This is a genomic window from Paraburkholderia sp. GAS206C, from assembly GCF_050435645.1.
GTDB classification, from domain to species: Bacteria; Pseudomonadota; Gammaproteobacteria; order Burkholderiales; family Burkholderiaceae; genus Paraburkholderia; species Paraburkholderia phenazinium_B.
On the sequence record NZ_JBNDKR010000019.1, the window covers coordinates 26772 to 43443 of the forward strand.

At 55.8% G+C, this 16672-nt stretch carries 16 protein-coding genes; 14 read left to right on the forward strand and 2 right to left on the reverse strand.

The window, feature by feature from the left end; translation table 11 throughout:
* Window positions 1-153 precede the first annotated feature (153 nt).
* The 6 genes from P3T20_RS36455 to P3T20_RS36480 all read left to right on the forward strand — a co-directional run bounded on the left by P3T20_RS36455 (window position 154) and on the right by P3T20_RS36480 (window position 4720).
* Window positions 154-861: an SDR family oxidoreductase gene (locus P3T20_RS36455; protein ID WP_074267517.1), complete on the forward strand. Its 708-nt coding sequence runs from the start codon at window positions 154-156 to the stop codon at window positions 859-861.
* Between the two features lie 87 nt (window positions 862-948).
* A complete protein-coding gene (locus tag P3T20_RS36460) occupies window positions 949-1269 on the forward strand; it encodes a pyrimidine/purine nucleoside phosphorylase (protein WP_074267518.1) in 321 nt (106 codons plus the stop codon).
* A gap of 301 nt (window positions 1270-1570) precedes the next feature.
* The gene (locus tag P3T20_RS36465; protein WP_074267519.1) at window positions 1571-2713 is read left to right on the forward strand and encodes a Re/Si-specific NAD(P)(+) transhydrogenase subunit alpha; all 1143 of its coding nucleotides are present in this window, start codon (window positions 1571-1573) and stop codon (window positions 2711-2713) included.
* 12 nt (window positions 2714-2725) lie between these two features.
* On the forward strand, window positions 2726-3055 hold the full coding sequence (locus P3T20_RS36470; RefSeq protein ID WP_074262435.1) for an NAD(P) transhydrogenase subunit alpha: 330 nt from the start codon (window positions 2726-2728) through the stop codon (window positions 3053-3055).
* Window positions 3052-4506 carry an NAD(P)(+) transhydrogenase (Re/Si-specific) subunit beta gene (locus P3T20_RS36475; RefSeq protein WP_074296375.1) on the forward strand — a complete coding sequence of 485 codons (1455 nt, stop codon included), beginning with the start codon at window positions 3052-3054 and terminating at the stop codon, window positions 4504-4506. Before P3T20_RS36470 ends, P3T20_RS36475 begins: the two co-directional genes overlap by 4 nt.
* Before the next feature lie 13 nt (window positions 4507-4519).
* Entirely contained in the window at window positions 4520-4720 is a 201-nt protein-coding gene (locus tag P3T20_RS36480; RefSeq protein WP_143787663.1) for a hypothetical protein, read from the forward strand.
* 457 nt (window positions 4721-5177) lie between these two features.
* Here the strand turns inward: P3T20_RS36480 and P3T20_RS36485 are convergent, their stop codons facing one another.
* Entirely contained in the window at window positions 5178-6338 is a 1161-nt protein-coding gene (locus P3T20_RS36485; RefSeq protein WP_083611622.1) for a porin, read from the reverse strand.
* Window positions 6339-6707: 369 nt separating this feature from the next.
* Between P3T20_RS36485 and P3T20_RS36490 the strand changes: the two genes are divergently transcribed.
* Entirely contained in the window at window positions 6708-7028 is a 321-nt protein-coding gene (locus P3T20_RS36490) for a hypothetical protein (protein ID WP_429289442.1), read from the forward strand.
* 315 nt (window positions 7029-7343) lie between these two features.
* Here P3T20_RS36490 and P3T20_RS36495 read toward each other — a convergent pair whose 3' ends face one another.
* Window positions 7344-8183: an IclR family transcriptional regulator gene (locus tag P3T20_RS36495; protein WP_167379437.1), complete on the reverse strand. Its 840-nt coding sequence runs from the start codon at window positions 8181-8183 to the stop codon at window positions 7344-7346.
* A gap of 446 nt (window positions 8184-8629) precedes the next feature.
* Here P3T20_RS36495 and P3T20_RS36500 point away from each other — a divergent pair, with 446 nt between their 5' ends.
* From P3T20_RS36500 to P3T20_RS36530, 7 genes are all read left to right on the forward strand, one after another.
* Complete coding sequence (locus tag P3T20_RS36500; RefSeq protein ID WP_074296373.1) at window positions 8630-9496, forward strand: NmrA family NAD(P)-binding protein; 867 nt, start codon at window positions 8630-8632, stop codon at window positions 9494-9496.
* Window positions 9497-9945: 449 nt separating this feature from the next.
* Window positions 9946-10716, forward strand: a complete 771-nt coding sequence (locus P3T20_RS36505) for an SDR family NAD(P)-dependent oxidoreductase (RefSeq protein WP_074267523.1) — start codon at window positions 9946-9948, stop codon at window positions 10714-10716.
* Window positions 10717-10798: 82 nt separating this feature from the next.
* Window positions 10799-12487: a thiamine pyrophosphate-binding protein gene (locus P3T20_RS36510; protein ID WP_074296372.1), complete on the forward strand. Its 1689-nt coding sequence runs from the start codon at window positions 10799-10801 to the stop codon at window positions 12485-12487.
* Window positions 12488-12687: 200 nt separating this feature from the next.
* A complete protein-coding gene (locus P3T20_RS36515; RefSeq protein WP_429289443.1) occupies window positions 12688-13050 on the forward strand; it encodes an AraC family ligand binding domain-containing protein in 363 nt (120 codons plus the stop codon).
* Between the two features lie 250 nt (window positions 13051-13300).
* Window positions 13301-13432, forward strand: a complete 132-nt coding sequence (locus tag P3T20_RS36520) for a hypothetical protein (protein WP_253190147.1) — start codon at window positions 13301-13303, stop codon at window positions 13430-13432.
* A 462-nt stretch (window positions 13433-13894) separates the two neighbouring features.
* Entirely contained in the window at window positions 13895-15064 is a 1170-nt protein-coding gene (locus P3T20_RS36525; RefSeq protein ID WP_074267525.1) for a branched-chain amino acid ABC transporter substrate-binding protein, read from the forward strand.
* Window positions 15065-15399: 335 nt separating this feature from the next.
* Window positions 15400-16599 carry a PLP-dependent aminotransferase family protein gene (locus tag P3T20_RS36530; RefSeq protein ID WP_074267526.1) on the forward strand — a complete coding sequence of 400 codons (1200 nt, stop codon included), beginning with the start codon at window positions 15400-15402 and terminating at the stop codon, window positions 16597-16599.
* Window positions 16600-16672 lie beyond the last annotated feature (73 nt).

The window sequence follows — 16672 nt, forward strand, 5'->3', positions numbered from 1 at the left end:
CTCAAATGATCAAGTTGAGCTTGGACTGTGAATTTGCACGAAGATTTTGACCTTACCAGCCTCACTGAAAGCCGAACCATGTCTTAAGGAGACACGTCGATCTTCCACGGGCGCATCGTGCGTGAATTCCCAAACTATCTACAAGGAGGTGGTATGAGTGCCGAAAAAGTTGCTATCGTCACAGCTGCGGGTAAAGGCATGGGGGGGGCGATTGCGCAGGAGCTCGCATCCAGCGGTTATCGGGTGGCCCTCATGTCACCGTCGGGCAGCGCGGCGAAACTCGCTGAAGAACTGGGCGGTTTCGGTCTATCTGGCTCGGTTACAGAGGACGCTGACATTGATCGGCTGGTTCGGGAAACGCTTAACAAATACGGACGAATCGATGCGGTTGTTAACAATACTGGTCACCCTCCGAAAGGCGACCTGCTGACTCTTACCGATGACCAGTGGCGCAGCGGTCTTGACATCATCTTGTTGAACGTCATCCGTATGCTGCGGCGCGTTACACCGGTGTTCGAATCACAAGGAGGCGGCGCGGTCGTTAATATTTCCAGCTTTGCCGCTGATTCACCGCTCCAGATCATGCCAGTTTCTTCGACGCTGCGAGCAGGGTTGAGTGCGTTCACGCACCTGTACGCGGAGCGTTACGCGGCGAAGAATATTCGTATCAACTCTGTACTGCCCGGCTACGTTGACAGTTGGGAGGACGCCCCGAAAGAATTTGTTGCTGGCCTGCCGGCAGGGCGACTCGGCACCGTCGAGGAAATCGCCAAGACAGTTGCCTTTCTGCTGTCAGAAGGCGCGGGGTACATCACCGGACAAAATATCCGTGTCGATGGAGCGCTGGTTCGAGCCCTGTAAGATTTCGTGCAGCGTGACATTCAGAAAAAGGTTGGCGCGCCCTGCCAGCCTTCTGTGTAAAAACCGGTTATATAAGGATATTTCAGAATGCCAGACGATAAGCAATACGAAGGAGTATCAGTAGTAAAGCGGGCGAATGTCTTCGGCGAAAAATGCGTTTCGCACACGGTCATCTTTGCAGATGGGACGAGAAAGACGCTCGGTGTATTCCTTCGTGGAAAACTGACGATTCCTTCAGTAGTGGATGAGGAACTCGAGATCCTGGCTGGTCATTGTTCGGTTCGACAAAAGAATCGCGCTGAGTGGACCGAATATCGTGCGGGTGATTTCTTTGAAGTCCCGCGCAACAGCTCGATCGAGGTAAATGTATTTGAAACGGTCGAATATATCTGCAGCTTCCGTGATTGACGGTTGCTCTCTGCTTGAAGGTGGACCGCGGTCGCTGCTTCTGCGCTGATCATCGGCGATCCGTTGTGTTGACACCAGAAAGGATGGACGTTACGACTCAACGTCAATGATAGGGTCTGTAGAGCTGACGGTTCGAGGTCGCTGTCTTACGGCTTCGTTCCACCATACCGCCTAGATACGTTTCCCCAAACCCTAATGTGCAATTGGACGTCGGCCTATCCAGTAGGCGGGCAACGGCCGTTGACGTGGAACGTGCCCGATGACCAGGCACGCCGATTTAAGGCAATGAGTAGAGGAATGTATGCACATAGGAGTGCCAGCCGAGACGCGAGCGCACGAATCACGCGTTGCCGCCACCCCCGAGACGGTCAAGAAATACGTATCGCAGGGCCACCGGGTCACGATCCAGAGCGGCGCCGGAACTGGCGCCAGCTTTCCTGACGAGGCTTTCAGCGCGGTAGGCGCGGAGATCGTCGATGCAGCCACCGCCTTTGGCGCCGATCTCGTCCTCAAGGTCCAATCGCCGACTGAGACCGAGCTGCCGCATCTGAAACGCGGCGCGGTGCTGGTGGGCATGCTCGATCCTTTCAATGCCGACAACGCGGCGAAGCTCGCAACGGCTGGTGTAACGGCCTTTGCGCTGGAAGCCGCGCCGCGCACGACCCGTGCGCAGAGTCTCGACGTGCTGTCGTCGCAAGCCAACATTGCCGGCTACAAGGCCGTGCTGCTCGCCGCCGATCTCTACCCCCGTTTCATGCCGATGCTGATGACCGCCGCAGGCACGGTGAAAGCGGCGCGTGTGCTGATTCTCGGCGCCGGCGTGGCGGGTCTGCAGGCGATCGCGACCGCCAAGCGCCTGGGCGCCGTGATCGAAGCTTCGGACGTGCGTCCGGCGGTGAAAGAGCAGATCGAATCGCTCGGCGCCAAGTTTCTCGACGTGCCGTATGAGACCGACGAGGAGCGCGAGGCCGCACAGGGCGTGGGCGGTTATGCTCGGCCCATGCCGCCGAGCTGGCTCCAACGCCAGGGCGCTCTCGTCCACGAACGCGCCAAGCAGGCCGATATCGTCATCACGACCGCGCTGATCCCCGGCCGTCCTGCACCGACGCTGATCTCGGTCGAAACCGTGCAGGCCATGAAACCCGGTTCCGTGCTGATCGACCTGGCGGCTGGCCGTGGCCCCGAGTACGAAGGCCAGCGCGGCGGCAACTGTCCGCTCACCGTAGCGGACAAGATCGTGACCAGAAACGGCGTGCAGATCGTCGGCTTCACGAACCTGGCCTCGATGGTGGCCGCCGACGCCTCCTCGCTCTACGCACGCAACCTGCTCGACTTCCTGAAGCTGATCATCAACAAGGAAGGCGCACTCAACATCGATCTCGCGGACGACATCGTCGCGGCCACGCTGCTGGCCCGTGACGGCGAAGTCACGCGCAAGGCATAACTGGAGCCCGCGATGGAAGTCATCAACCATACGGTCATCAACCTGATCATCTTCATCCTGGCGATCTACGTGGGCTACCACGTGGTCTGGAACGTCACCCCGGCACTGCATACGCCGCTGATGGCCGTGACCAACGCGATTTCCGCGATCGTCATTGTGGGCGCGATGCTTGCGGCCGGCCTGACGGTGGGCGGCACAGGCAAGTTCTTCGGGACCCTGGCGGTCGGGCTGGCAGCGGTCAACGTGTTCGGCGGCTTCCTCGTCACCAGGCGAATGCTGGAGATGTTCAAGAAGAAAGAGCCGAAGAAGCTCCCCGCAGCGGCAAAGGAGAAGGCGCAATGAGTCTGAACGTCGTCACGCTGCTTTATCTGGTTGCTTCGGTCTGCTTCATTCAGGCGCTCAAAGGGCTCTCGAATCCGAAGACCGCGCGCATCGGCAATACGTTCGGTATGGCCGGGATGGCGATCGCGATCCTCACCACCATCGCGTTGATCCTCAAGCAGGCGGCCGGACTCGGCTCGAATCTCGGACTGGGCCTCGGGCTGCTGTTCGCGGCGCTGGTGGTAGGCGGCGCGATCGGAGCGTTCGTCGCCGCGCGCGTCGAGATGACCAAGATGCCCGAACTGGTCGCCGCCATGCACTCGCTGATCGGTCTCGCGGCCGTGTGCATTGCCTATGCGGTGGTCTCGGAGCCGTCGGCGTTCGGCCTCGTGGATCCGGACAATCCGATCCCGGGGTTTCTGCCGTACGGCAACCGGATTGAGCTCTTTATCGGTACCTTCGTCGGGGCGATTACGTTCTCCGGTTCGGTGATTGCGTTCGGCAAGCTCTCGGGCAAATACAAGTTCCGCCTGTTTCAGGGCGCGCCGGTGGTGTATCCGGGTCAGCATCTGATCAACCTGATGCTGGCGATCGGCATGATCGGCTTCGGCGTGATCTTCTTTCTGACGCAAGCGTGGCTGCCGTTCATCATCATGACGCTGATCGCGTTCGCGCTGGGCGTGCTGATCATCATCCCGATCGGCGGCGCGGATATGCCGGTGGTCGTGTCGATGCTCAACTCGTATTCGGGCTGGGCGGCGGCGGGCATCGGGTTCTCGCTGAATAACCCGATGCTTATCATCGCAGGCTCGCTGGTGGGGTCGTCCGGTGCGATCCTGTCGTACATCATGTGTCACGCGATGAACCGCTCGTTCTTCAACGTGCTGCTGGGCGGTTTCGGCGCGGAGGCGGGCGCGGCGACTGCGGGCGGGGCCCAGGAACAGCGGCCGGTCAAGTCGGGTTCGGCCGAGGATGCGTCGTTCATGCTGGGCAACGCTGAAACCGTGGTGATCGTGCCGGGGTATGGTCTGGCCGTGGCCCGCGCACAGCACGCGCTGAAAGAACTCACGGACAAGCTGACCGAAAAGGGCATTGATGTGCGGTACGCGATCCACCCGGTGGCGGGCCGCATGCCGGGGCACATGAACGTGCTGCTCGCTGAAGCCGAAGTCTCCTACGACATGGTCTACGAGATGGACGACATCAACAGCGAGTTCGGCCAGGTGGACGTGGTGCTGGTGCTCGGCGCGAACGACGTGGTGAATCCGGCGGCGAAGAACGATCCGAAGTCGCCGATTGCGGGCATGCCGATTATCGAGGCGTACAAGGCGCGTACGGTGATCGTCAACAAGCGTTCGATGGCGGCCGGTTATGCGGGTCTCGACAACGATCTGTTCTACATGGACAAGACCATGATGGTCTTCGGCGATGCGAAGAAGGTGATCGAGGATATGGTGAAGAGTGCTGCTTAAAAGGAGTCCGGCTATGAATGAGAAGTCAATGACAATGCCGGTAAAGAATCTTGGTGAAAGCCGAGCGGGGTTAGGGGCAGATGAGCAACTGAGCGGAGAAGGGGATGTAGCTATGCCGGCTACCAAGGAATATTGTTCGACGTGGGCATGGGTCAATACAACGGGATGGTATGACTGGATGGACTGGCATCACCCGTATCTGCTAACTGAATGACCACTATCTTCGCATCTGTTTTGCGGTTTTACCGCTGCTGATTTCGAGTCCTGTTAGCGATTTCGACGGCGTGCTTCAGCGTTATCGCTCGCGATCCCGATCGACCGGGTGGCCTACCGGCCATTGAGCCGCGATGAGATTGTCGGGACCGAGATGATCTGTCAGTTGCTGTACGGTCTCGTGATGGTCCTCATCACGCAGTACCGCTCGGACGGCACATGTTTTGGTATCCATAATAAAGTTAGTCAAACGTGCAGGGTTTGATGGATCAGCTCGCCCACCGGTGTGCCCAATCTACCTGTTTAAACACAGCTGTGAACCGCGTTACAGACAACGGTTGGTTCTCCATCGCGACCCTGCTTTAAAGGGACTCGCGTCGAAACGCCGGCGTCGCTTCTGCTCGGGCTAAAGCAGATCCGCGACGTCGGTGCTGGGTTCAAGTTGAGAAATTTGTCTGTTAGAACAGGTGATAAATGCCGATTCGGACCACCGATTGGTGGTTGTTAGTTGATGCATCGCCAACTGCACCGTCGAGGATATCAGCCACGCCGGCGCCGCCAACTGCCTTCTGCCATACGGCCATCGCGTAGAGAGATGTGCTTTTCGAAAGTGCGTAAGACGTCGCAAGCCCGACTGATTGATAGATTGGAACCTGTCCGCTGTAGTTGACCTTGCCGTGGGTGTACGTATAGGCGCCACCAACAGAAAACGCCGGGCTGATCGCGTAGCGTACAAACGCTTCGTAATTGTCGAAGCGCACTGAGCTCGTCGTGCCGTTCGCATCTTTAAAATTCGTATCGCTGAAATCCAGGCCGAGCGTTGTGTTACCGATCAGATAGGACACCCCAGCGCCCACGATTTGTTGACTGGCCGGCTGTCCGACGTAGCTGAAGGGGCCGGTCGCACCGATCCCCGCCCCCGTTGTATTCGGCACGTAGTCACCGTCCGTGAGGAGGGCGCCTGGATCCTTGATGTATTCGTAAGCGCCGCCAAAATTAAATTGACCGAAAGAGTAGCTCGCTCCAAGGCCCCAGAGTCCGGTCGTGCTCCGCCCGACGGCATTGGTGTTTGAGAACGAATACATCCCGCCAAACGTTACGCCAGCGATCTTCGGGCTAGCATATTTGATTGCGTTGTCTACACGGAACGAGTTGTCCGTATTGTCGATATCGCCCGAATGGACGAACGGGCCGCCAAATTGGCCACCTGCTGTCATAGGCTGGAGGAAATCGACAACGGGATCGTACTGGCGCCCGAACGTAAGCGTGCCGTATTTGTCGTCTGACAATCCGACGTAAGCCTGCCGTCCGAATTCCAGTCCCCCCTGTCGCATCTGGCCATTTTCGACGCTGAAACCTGCCTCCAGCTTGAAAATGGCGCTGAGCCCTCCGCCGAGGTCTTCGCTCCCCTTCAGTCCCCATCGGCTGCCGTACACGCCATCGTATGTGCCGTCTCGCATGCGCCAAAGAGAATGCCCTCCGCTGTTGGTTACGTAGTCGAGACCTTCGTCGAGTGCGCCATAGAGAGTTACTGTGGACTGTGCCTGCGCACTGAGTGTGAAGAATGCGCACGAGAGCGCAATTGCAGAGATCTTTAAGTTGACTGAAGAATTACTCACAGCGGTCTCCTATTCCATGGTTGGTTTTCACTCAAACGACGATTTAATTTGTATAACTAATCAAAACTCTGACTGGACAGTGACTTCAATGCCCCGTGTCGGCATCTGTTCGTCAAGCCCGGTGCCTCCTGTCCATGTCGTCGATTCTGCATATCAATAGACCTCACCGGGTAACCAATTGTGAGGAGCGGCTTGCAATGCGGGAAACTCCGGACATTTTGCAAATCCTTCGCACGTCAATCCATGAACGGGAACCGTGACTTGAGCATTTAGCAAGGTGGCCTGTTCCTGGAGCCTCGATTTCATGGTCCGATATCAGAACACGCGTTCCATAGGAGACCTTGACTTGATTATAGCCATCGGTTTTTTGTGAAAACAAATAATTTCGTCGAACTGATCGCAAACCCTGATGCCGGTGTCTCTTATATGCAGCTTCGCGTGGGGCCATATGTGGTGATGAGCACAATCTCGGCACCCATCTCGCGCGCAATGCGCACTGACTGGATTGCCGGGTCGACCGGGGTTAGGGCGATTGGTATGAGCGTGAAGGTAGAGATGGCAGTGCTCGAACCGATCTTCGAAGAGCATCTTCTACCTGCGCAGTGCGCTTTAAATTTGGGCCGGGCTGCTCAGCGGGCGTCAATCAAGGTGGAGGAACGGCTGTACGGAGGGAAAATGGGACGTTGTTGACGCTGATATAGCGGACTACTTAGTAAGTGATCGGCCCGACGTGATGTTGTCGCTGACTAATGTGCTATCACGCCTGGAGATTGATCGGCTTTCTGGCGGGGGCGTAAAGGAGGCAGATGGTCACCAATGCGCTAAAACGGAGTCGGGTGCCCTTGGTCGGGCCGAGAGGTCTCGCATCCAAGCAAAATTCGCCCGCGGGCGACGTGGCTCGAATTTCTTAAAAAGTCGACTCTAAAGGGACACTGGACCCATCTGACTCAATCTGGATTGCAGGTTTACTTAAATGCCTCGAAGCTTTCCGGCGCAAGGGGCGACTTAAGCGTCAAGGCCGCGACGGCCAAGAAGCTCGGAAATTTCGTTCGCGGACTGGACTAACAGATTGGTGATGTTCTGTATGTCGGCAAGCATTCGAGCGTTTGGACCACCGACGACCAGCGCCGCCAAAACCTCACCACTTGACTCAAGGATCGGCGCAGCGATCCCATATACATCGTTGGCGGAGCCGAGGTCTGCTGTATCGAGTCCGGACTCAATAACCTTAGCGAGTAAGTCCTTTAGCATGGACTTGCTTGTAACCAATTTCGAGGCGGGGTCGATCCGGACAGTCTTTACGTAAGCGTCCTGCTCAACCCGAGCCATATTTGCCAGGAGCAATCGCCCCGCAGAGGACGAATAAAGTGGTCTTCTATCCCCAACCGACACCATAAATCGCACTTCCTTAGGGCTATCGGCCTTGGCGATATAAACAATGTGTTGCCGGTCTTGCGTGAAATGAGCGATCAGCACAGTCTCACCTGAAGCAGCGGCAAGCGCTTCAATTGTCGATTGAGCAACCTCGGGAAAGCGGCGGTGAGCGACAACCGCTGATGCAAGCTTGAACGCTTCCAAACCTAAAGTGTACGTTCCCTGGACGTTTTTTACGTAGCCGCTTTCGGTAAGAGCCCGCAACAGCGTCAGAAGGCTTGTCTTGGGGGTGGAAGTAAGTTCGCATAACTTACTTAAATTTGCACCTTCGCGCAAATCGGCCAAGAGTCGCAGGACGTGGACTATCCGCGCGGCAGCTCGCGGTGACGGGCGACGCTCCTTCACCGAGGTACTTCCAGTTGCTTTACTCATGCTGATAAATGAATTTTGACTTGGTGTGGATACTGGCATTGCACTCTGAAACCGATCGGGAGGCATACCGCTAAAGTCGCGTTTCCTCAAGGAAGCGAAGACGTCTTGTCGTTCAACGCCCCGCGCCGCTTCCCGTGCCCCTCTAAAGCTTCTGGATGCCTCAAGACTGGTTGAGTCTTATGACGAGATCCGAATGTTTCGGTTTCCATATAGCACATCTCTATCCGCTAAATGACCAATGCAATCCTTCCTCGCGTTGACATCAAAAGAATGCAGCAATAGAATTGTCCCAATTCAGACTATAGGTCACATATCGGACCTTGTCAACAAAAACGAACCAGGTATTTCACCTCGGACACTACGCTTCCAGCCCTCCAGATCTTTGCACGGTTCACTTCGGGGAGCCACGTCGGCGCGAAGGAACACCGGACGGCTTGTACTTCAGTGCGGCTCCATCATGATTATCCACGCGAGGAGGATGAGCAGTGTATGCAATCACGGGAATCACCGGTAAGGTCGGTAGCGCGCTGGCCCTCGAACTTATAGCGGCAGGTCTCCCCGTGCGAGGGATCGTGCGTGACATCGCACGAGCCGCTTCGTGGACGGAGCGCGGTTGCGAGCTTGCCACTGCCCGCATGGACGACGCTACCGCGCTCGCCGCCGCGTTCGATGGCGCGGTTGGCGTTTTCATCCTGCCCCCTTCGGAATTCGACCCCACACCGGGGTTCCCCGAGGCGCGCGCAGTTAGCGACGCCGTATCCGCCTCGATTCTGAAGGCGCGGCCCGAAAAAGTGGTTTGTCTGTCAACGATCGGTGCGCAAGCTAGTGAGAGCAATCTGCTCACACAACACACGATGATGGAGCAGGCGTTGCGCACCATGCCTGTGCCGGTAGCATTCCTGCGACCGTGCTGGTTCATGGAAAACGCCGCGCGGGATGTCGCGTCTGCTCGTGACGATGGCGTCATCGCCAGTTACCTGCAGCCGCTGGACAAGCCCTTGCCGATGGTCTCCATCAGAGATGTAGGCCGCGTTGCGGCTGAACTGCTCCAGCAAACATGGAGCGGCGTGCGTATCGTCGAACTCGAAGGTCCACGCCGAGTGAGCCCTAACGACCTCGCCTTGGCCTTTGCCCGCGTGCTTCACCGCCCGGTACGCGCCGAAGCCATCGGCCGGGACACCTGGGACGCGCTGTTCCGCTCGCAAGGCATGAAGCATCCGCTGTCACGGATACGCATGTTCGATGGACTCAACGAAGACTGGATTGATTTCGAAAATCACCCCGATGAAATCATCCGCGGTCAGATTGAACTGGATGCGGTTCTCGGCGCGCTTGTGCCACGTCCGGCGTGACTGAAACCAGCTGAGCGGCAAGGGTCGCGACACATTCCCCGTCAAAGCCACTTCTCGATAAGTGTTGCAAACGAACGTGAACGAGGTTGCACTGCACTCCAACCCGCTCAACACGAGTTCCGCCTTGGGTCTGCTTCCCTCATTAACACCTCCTGAAATACCTGCCGTTCATCTCACGGTATTAGGTGACTTGAATAACCCAACGAAACCTGGACGCCCACCTCGCACGACTACCGTGGGCTGGCCAATCCCCACAGCCAGGTTTCGTTGACATCAAAGAGTTGGAACAATAGAATGGTCTTCATACGGACGTAATGTCCCATATCGGACCAATGCAGGGCGGCGTAGCGGAACGTAGGCTGCGGTCACTTTAGTATTGGTGGGCTTGCATCTTAAGTAGCGTCCGCGCGTAGGGTGCCAGCACTTCTCACGAATCGGGGAGTACGCAAATGAAACAGCTCGAAGGCAAGAAGGCACTCGTAGTTGCAGGTGCGAATGGCATCGCGCGAGCGTGCGTAGAGCGATTTGCTTTGGCAGGCGCTGAAGTCTGCTTTTCAGATATCAACGAGAATTCTGGTGAGGCTCTCGCAAACGAATTGCAGCGACAAGGTTTCAAGGCGACGTTTTTCCCCTCCGATGCGGGTGATGCGAAGCAGGTGCGGGCCTTGGTGCAGTCGTCGATAGATACCATGGGCGTAGTTGACATCTTGCTCAACAGCGCAGGGGTAGCAACACCGCAGGATCTGCTCGAAATCACCGAAGAGGTATTCGACCGCACCCTGAACATCAATCTCAAATCGGCGTTCATCGCGAGTCAGGAAGTGGCGCGCCACCTGCTTTCAAGAGAAAGCCCTGGTGTCATCATCAATATGTCATCAGTCAATTCCGTGATGACGATTCCTTCGTTACTTGCTTATAACGTTTCGAAGGGCGGAATTAACCAGTTGACCAGAAATATGGCGGTTACGCTCGCGTCTCACGGCATCCGCGTGAATGCGATTGGCCCTGGCACGATTGAAACTGAGCTGGTGCGAAACACGGTGCTGTCGTCCCCGGACGCCGCGGCAAAAATCATGTCTCGCACACCGATGGGCCGCCTTGGCAAGCCAGAGGAAATTGCATCTATTGCTCTATTTCTTGCGAGCAATGAGTCTTCGTACATTACAGGGCAAGTCATCTTTGCAGACGGTGGCCGAATGGGCCTCAACTATACCTGCTGAAGCAGCGCACTCCCGATCTCAAACACCCTGAAGCAGAACACGATCCCTAGCGTCTCACACAAACTGTATCGGACGGCATTTCATGCAATGTTCTCTTTCAACGCCGCGAACTGGCGGGCAAATCCTCATTGATCAGCTGGTACTTCACGGTGTCAAACACCTTTTTTGCGTTCCCGGCGAAAGCTATCTTGCCGCTCTTGATGCACTGCATGACGCGCCCATAGAGGTTACGGTTTGTCGGCAGGAGGGAGGTGCCGCCATGATGGCGGAGGCACATGGAAAACTTTCGGGACGACCCGGAATCTGTTTCGTTACACGTGGGCCAGGAGCCACTAACGCCGCGGCCGGCGTTCATATCGCGCAGCAGGACTCCACCCCGATGATCCTTTTCGTCGGCCAGGTCGAACGCAAAACCCGCGGCCGCGACGCTTTTCAGGAGGTTGATTATCGGGCGACGTTTGGACACCTTGCGAAATGGGCTACAGAAATCGACGATCCTTCCCGGATCCCCGAGATTGTGCTTCGTGCATTCCATGTAGCGACTTCTGGTCGGCCCGGACCTGTAGTGATCGCGCTGCCCGAAGATATGCTTGCAGAGACAGCCATCGCATTAGATCCTCAACCGTTCACGCCGGTCGAGACGTTGATCGGCGAAGCGAACGTTGCCACGCTCGATGCACATTTGCGGGCGGCCGAGCGCCCCGTCGCGATTCTCGGAGGCAGCGGTTGGGACGCCGAGGCTGTGTCCAACTTTGTCCGATTTAGCGAACGATATGGCCTCCCTGTAGCGGTTTCGTATCGTCGGCAGATGCTCTTTCCGGCAACACATCCCAATTTCATCGGCGATCTTAGCTTCGGAGCGAATCCAAAGCTGGTGGCCCGGATAGAAGAGGCAGATCTCGTATTGCTGATCGGCACCCGACTGTCCGAAGCAGCGAGTCAGGGTTATACGCTTTTACGAATTCCGACCCCTGCGCAAAATGTCATTCACGTGCATCCGGACACTAACGAACTGGGGCGCGTTTATCAGCCGACACTCTCCATCAACGCATCGCCGAGGTCCTTCGCCGCCGCGGTTGCAAGGCTGGCCACCCCTGAGCAGCCGTTATGGGCGTCTTCCACGCAGCTTGCGCGTACGAATTACGAAGGATGGAGTGACCTCAGCAGGATCCAGTCTCCGGGTGAACTCCAAATGGCGCGGATCATCGAGTTTCTCCAAAAAAGACTTCCCGCTGATGCGGTTATTTGCAACGGCGCGGGAAACTACTCGATCTGGGTGCATCGCTTTTACCGGTTCAGCGAGTTCGGAACGCAGCTCGCTCCTACATGCGGCTCCATGGGCTATGGCGTACCCGCAGCGGTCGCTGCGAAACGTGTTCACAGTAACAGAACCGTCGTTTCATTCGCTGGCGACGGTTGCTTTCTGATGCACGGGCAAGAATTTGCGACCGCGGTGCAATATGAACTTCCCATCATTTTTATCGTGGTGGATAACAGCATGTACGGCACGATTCGGATGCATCAGGAGAAAAACTATCCTGGCCGGGTTGTCGCCACCACATTACGTAACCCGGACTTCGCCGCATACGCGCAGGCTTTCGGAGGTTATGGCGAACGCATCGAAACCACCGAAGAATTTGAAGGCGCGTGGGATCGGGCATACGCCTCCGGAAAGCCCGCGATCCTGCACTGTCTGATTGATCCCGAAGCAATTACTCCTTTCGCAACTCTTAGCTCATTTCGCGAAGCTGCACTTGGTGCTTCAAAATAAAAGCAAGGTCGCAGAGCGAGAAGACATCGAATCGACAACAAAGGGGATGAAATGACAGGAGCACTATCCGTCAACAGCCCCAGGTATGAAGGCCGTTCGCGTTTCGCAATTACGGCACGGCTGTTTTGCTTCCACTGGAAGATGAAAAATCGTCCTTTTGCAAACCCTCGGCGACTGTGTACAGCCGCTCAACGATGGAGATGTCCATGTCCGAAGTCATTCATTTTCAACGTGACACTGTGTCCTTCGAACCGTTCGGCGAACAAGGTAGCGGATCCGCGTCGATCGCACGCCTGGTCGGTCCTGAACTAAGCAAAACCATGGGTGCGGGTCTCGCGCGTTTCGACAATGTCTCTGTCGAATGGACGGTCCACTACGACGAATTGATTTTTACGCTTGACGGGGCTTTTACGCTGCGCGTCGGTGAGCATGCCTATGAGACAAGACCGGGCGATGTGCTTTGGATTCCCGCAGGTACGTCAGTTCGTTACGAAGGCCGCGGCGCGACCATTTTCTACGCGCTTGCGCCGGTGGACTGGCGCGAGCGGAGCAACCTGACCTAAGCATCTGTCCACCGCTTTCAGATTTCAAAATATCATCGTCGCTGGTGATGTCGCGAGTGAGATTGCAGTCGCTTATTTTTTGGCGTGAGGCGAGGCTCTGGAGAGGTGGGGAAAATATAAAATGATATGCAGTACGTAGGAGTATTAATCATCAAAAAATAGCAAATAAATATGGTGAAAAATGTATGTCTCACACTATCTTTTTGCGGATGGAATGAGGAAGACACTCGGCGTTCTTTTGCCCGGATTAATGACGCTTCCGGCGACTGTTGACGATGTAATTGAGGTATTGGCTGGTCATTGCATGGTTAGGGCGGTCGGTAGAAATGATTGGAGCGAGTATCGCGCCGGGGGTTCGTTTAGTGTTCAACGCGAGAGCTAGATAGATGGGACGGTGTTTGAGACTGTCGATTATGTATGCAGCTACGATGATCGAAAGGTCTGACAGTACGGTCATGGTTCTGCCGCGACGGTGGAGTTCCACGGGAACGGCTGAGCCGTGACGGAATTGCGGAAGAGGACGCAATCAGGATTCCGTATGGAATACCTCCCGAAACGCTGCGTCGAAGCTTTCGGTGCGCCCCATGGTTCGTAGAGAACGCCACGCGTGATGCTAAGTCGACGGCAGAGACGTCCGGGCCAGTGCGAGGTGCAGCACTAGGGTTTGCGCTAAGTACGCAGATTTTTGTTCTTTCTAAAAAAGATCGGGGTCTATAATTAGGCTGTGCGTCCGATATGAAACCTAGGGTCGCATATGGGACCTTGAGCGGGTCCGTAGCCCCGTTTGCTCAATCTGAGACTCAAACGGACTTCCCATATTCAGGATCACCGAGGACTCGCAAAAATGTTCAAGTCGCTAAAATTTCGTATGCGGTGTCTTGCAGCCAGCTCCGCACTTCTTGCTCATTCTCTCTTTTTGTCCGCCTACGCGAACGCGCAAGAGACGGTTGTTCAGATCGGGTTAGTGGCGCCTATGACAGGCCCCTATGCTGGCTACGGCAAAGACTGTGAAAACTCCGCGCGGCTCGCTATCGACGAAGCCAACGCGAAGAAGCTGTCGATCAACGGGAAGCCCATCAAGCTGCAACTGGTCTCCGCTGATGATCAGGGCGATCCTCGTATTGCTGTTCAGGTCGCTCAACAATTGGTCGACGAGAAAGTTGTTGCTGTGATCGGGCACTTCACCTCTGACACTACACTTCCCGCTTCACGAATCTACTCAAAGGCTGGTATTCCAATGATCTCGCCAGCTGCGACTAACCCGAGCATTACCCAAGGGGGGTTGTCGACGGTGTATCGGGTTATGCCGACCGATGCACAAAATGCCGGCACGGCTGGTAGATGGGCCGCGACAGCGGGCAACGCGAAGCGGATTGCAATCTTGGACGACCGCACTGCCTTCGGGGCTGGGGAAGCTGACGAGTTTGAAAAGGCGGCGCGGGCTAGCGGCGCAACGATTGTCAGCCGCGAATACACAAACGATAAGGCAGTGGATTTCAGCGCCCAGTTGACGAGAATCAAGAGTACAGGTGCAGATCTGCTATTTTTCGCAGGAAGTGGTGACACGCCTTCTGCCATGGTCGTAAAGCGCATGCGTCAGCTTGGAATGAAGGCGACGTTCGTTGCGGGCGGCGGCGTCGCAGATGCAAACTTTATCAAGATCGCTGGCGATGCTGCGGAAGGCGCATTTGTTTGGGACTACGGTTTACCGCTGCAATCGCTGCCGAACGGCAAAGAGTTTGTTGCGAAATACCGAAAAACCTATGATATTGACCTGCTCCCCTATGGCCCGTTTAGCTATGACGCAGCCAGCGTGCTGATTCACGCCATAGAAGCAGCCAATTCGACGGAGCCGGCCGATATCAACGCAGCAATCAAGAAAATCCAGTTCACTGGGATCACCGGTCCTATTGCCTTCCTTGCCAATGGCGATATCAAAACAGCAATTTCAACACTTTACCAAGTGAAGCAAGGTCAATGGGTCGTTGTGACATCAACCAACAAAGGTGTATGAAATTTAACAGTATGGGGCCATGATCCGGCGGCTGGAAGGGACAGTTTCTTATGAGCTGTAGCAGGTCAGTGAAAACCTGTCGGTCTATCAAGTAGTGGACGCGTGATTGAGATAGGGCAGCGGCCATTGCTTGTGTAGGTCTCGTTACGCGTATTGCTGTGGTCTCAGATTGCAGACCTGGCCGCGCCATAAGCGAAGTTGGTTTTGAATGGGCGTTTTGAAACACTGGACCTGACTTCGCCTGGATAGCCACGTGTGTTGAACAACAAGCCAACCGTTGAGAAGAACTTGATCTCATTCTTCAGTGATCGCGATGCATGGCTTCGAGGAAAAAAATGTACGATTTTGCGCCAGTTTTTAAACAACCAACGGGTTCCCCCATCCGCGAGCTTTCAAGATATCTGAACCAACCGGGAATGATTTCGTTTGCAGGCGGAGTTCCAGCGAGTGATCTGTTCGACGTCCACGGATTTAAACGCGCGAGTGAAATAGCGTTCGAAAATCCAGTGGCGTGCCTGCAGTATGGTGCGACCGAAGGAATGCCCGCGTTAAAGGAACAAATTCTCCGGTTTGTGGAAGAAGATGATATTAGACGCGACGATTCGGAGGTTATAGTCACCACGGGGTCTCAACAAGGGTTCGATCTCCTGTTGCGAGCATTTGTGTCGTCTGGTGATGTGGTTTTTGTCGAAGAGCGTACCTATCCCGCCACGTTGCAAGCACTAAGGCTGCAACAGGCCTCGGTCACCGGAGTCGCTGTGGACAGCGACGGACTGGATACGGTTGCGCTAAAACTACTCCTCGAATCGGATACTCTAAAGGCAAAGCCGAAATTGCTCTACGTCGTGCCTTCGTTTTCGAATCCAAGCGGACTTACGCTGAGCCTGGAGAGAAGGATCGAACTGCTTGAACTGGCTGTTAAGCATCAGTTCGTAATCGTGGAAGATGATCCGTATCACGGGTTGCGTTTTGATGGTGAGCCTATCCCTTCCTTGCTCAGTCTCTCAGGTCGCGTCGAAGGTGCTCGAGACTGGGTGGTCCATCTGGGGAGTCTGTCTAAGATATCGGCGCCAGGCTTGCGGGTGGGATGGACAATCGGACCGGCTGATATCGTGCGCAGATGTGTCATTGCGAAGCAGACCGCCGATCTATGCAGCTCCACCTGGATGCAGGCCGTTGCAGCCGAGTATCTAAAAAGTGGGGCTCTCAGACCTCATCTGAAAAAAATTGCTGACGAGTACGGGAAGAAGTGTGATGTGCTGTGTGACTTACTAAAGCAGGAATTTAGTGACGGCATCGTCTTTGATCGCCCAATGGGCGGAATGTTTCTGTGGGCACGCTTGCGATCCGGAAGTGATACCTCGGCGCTTCTTTCTAAGGCGATTGCAAATGACGTTGTTTACGTTCCAGGAAGGGTGTTTTTTGCTGACCAGCCCGACATTTCGTCACTGCGTTTGTCGTATGCCGCTCCGGGCGAAGTACTGATCAGGGAGGGGGTGCGGCGGCTCAGGCGCGCTTTCGAAGGTTCGCTTTAACACGCACGCAAGCCTCGTAGTCGTAGGTCTGGCCGAGTGCGAGGAACAAATGAGCCTGCTGGCAGACGTTAGT

Coding starts and splice junctions, on each gene's coding strand:
- P3T20_RS36455 (WP_074267517.1), top strand. CDS start 154: ATGAGTGCCGAAAAAGTTGCTATCGTCACAGCTGCGGGTAAAGGCATG.
- P3T20_RS36460 (WP_074267518.1), top strand. CDS start 949: ATGCCAGACGATAAGCAATACGAAGGAGTATCAGTAGTAAAGCGGGCG.
- P3T20_RS36465 (WP_074267519.1), top strand. CDS start 1,571: ATGCACATAGGAGTGCCAGCCGAGACGCGAGCGCACGAATCACGCGTT.
- P3T20_RS36470 (WP_074262435.1), top strand. CDS start 2,726: ATGGAAGTCATCAACCATACGGTCATCAACCTGATCATCTTCATCCTG.
- P3T20_RS36475 (WP_074296375.1), top strand. CDS start 3,052: ATGAGTCTGAACGTCGTCACGCTGCTTTATCTGGTTGCTTCGGTCTGC.
- P3T20_RS36480 (WP_143787663.1), top strand. CDS start 4,520: ATGAATGAGAAGTCAATGACAATGCCGGTAAAGAATCTTGGTGAAAGC.
- P3T20_RS36495 (WP_167379437.1), bottom strand. CDS start 8,183: ATGCCAGTATCCACACCAAGTCAAAATTCATTTATCAGCATGAGTAAA.
- P3T20_RS36505 (WP_074267523.1), top strand. CDS start 9,946: ATGAAACAGCTCGAAGGCAAGAAGGCACTCGTAGTTGCAGGTGCGAAT.
- P3T20_RS36510 (WP_074296372.1), top strand. CDS start 10,799: ATGCAATGTTCTCTTTCAACGCCGCGAACTGGCGGGCAAATCCTCATT.
- P3T20_RS36515 (WP_429289443.1), top strand. CDS start 12,688: ATGTCCATGTCCGAAGTCATTCATTTTCAACGTGACACTGTGTCCTTC.
- P3T20_RS36520 (WP_253190147.1), top strand. CDS start 13,301: ATGACGCTTCCGGCGACTGTTGACGATGTAATTGAGGTATTGGCTGGT.
- P3T20_RS36525 (WP_074267525.1), top strand. CDS start 13,895: ATGTTCAAGTCGCTAAAATTTCGTATGCGGTGTCTTGCAGCCAGCTCC.
- P3T20_RS36530 (WP_074267526.1), top strand. CDS start 15,400: ATGTACGATTTTGCGCCAGTTTTTAAACAACCAACGGGTTCCCCCATC.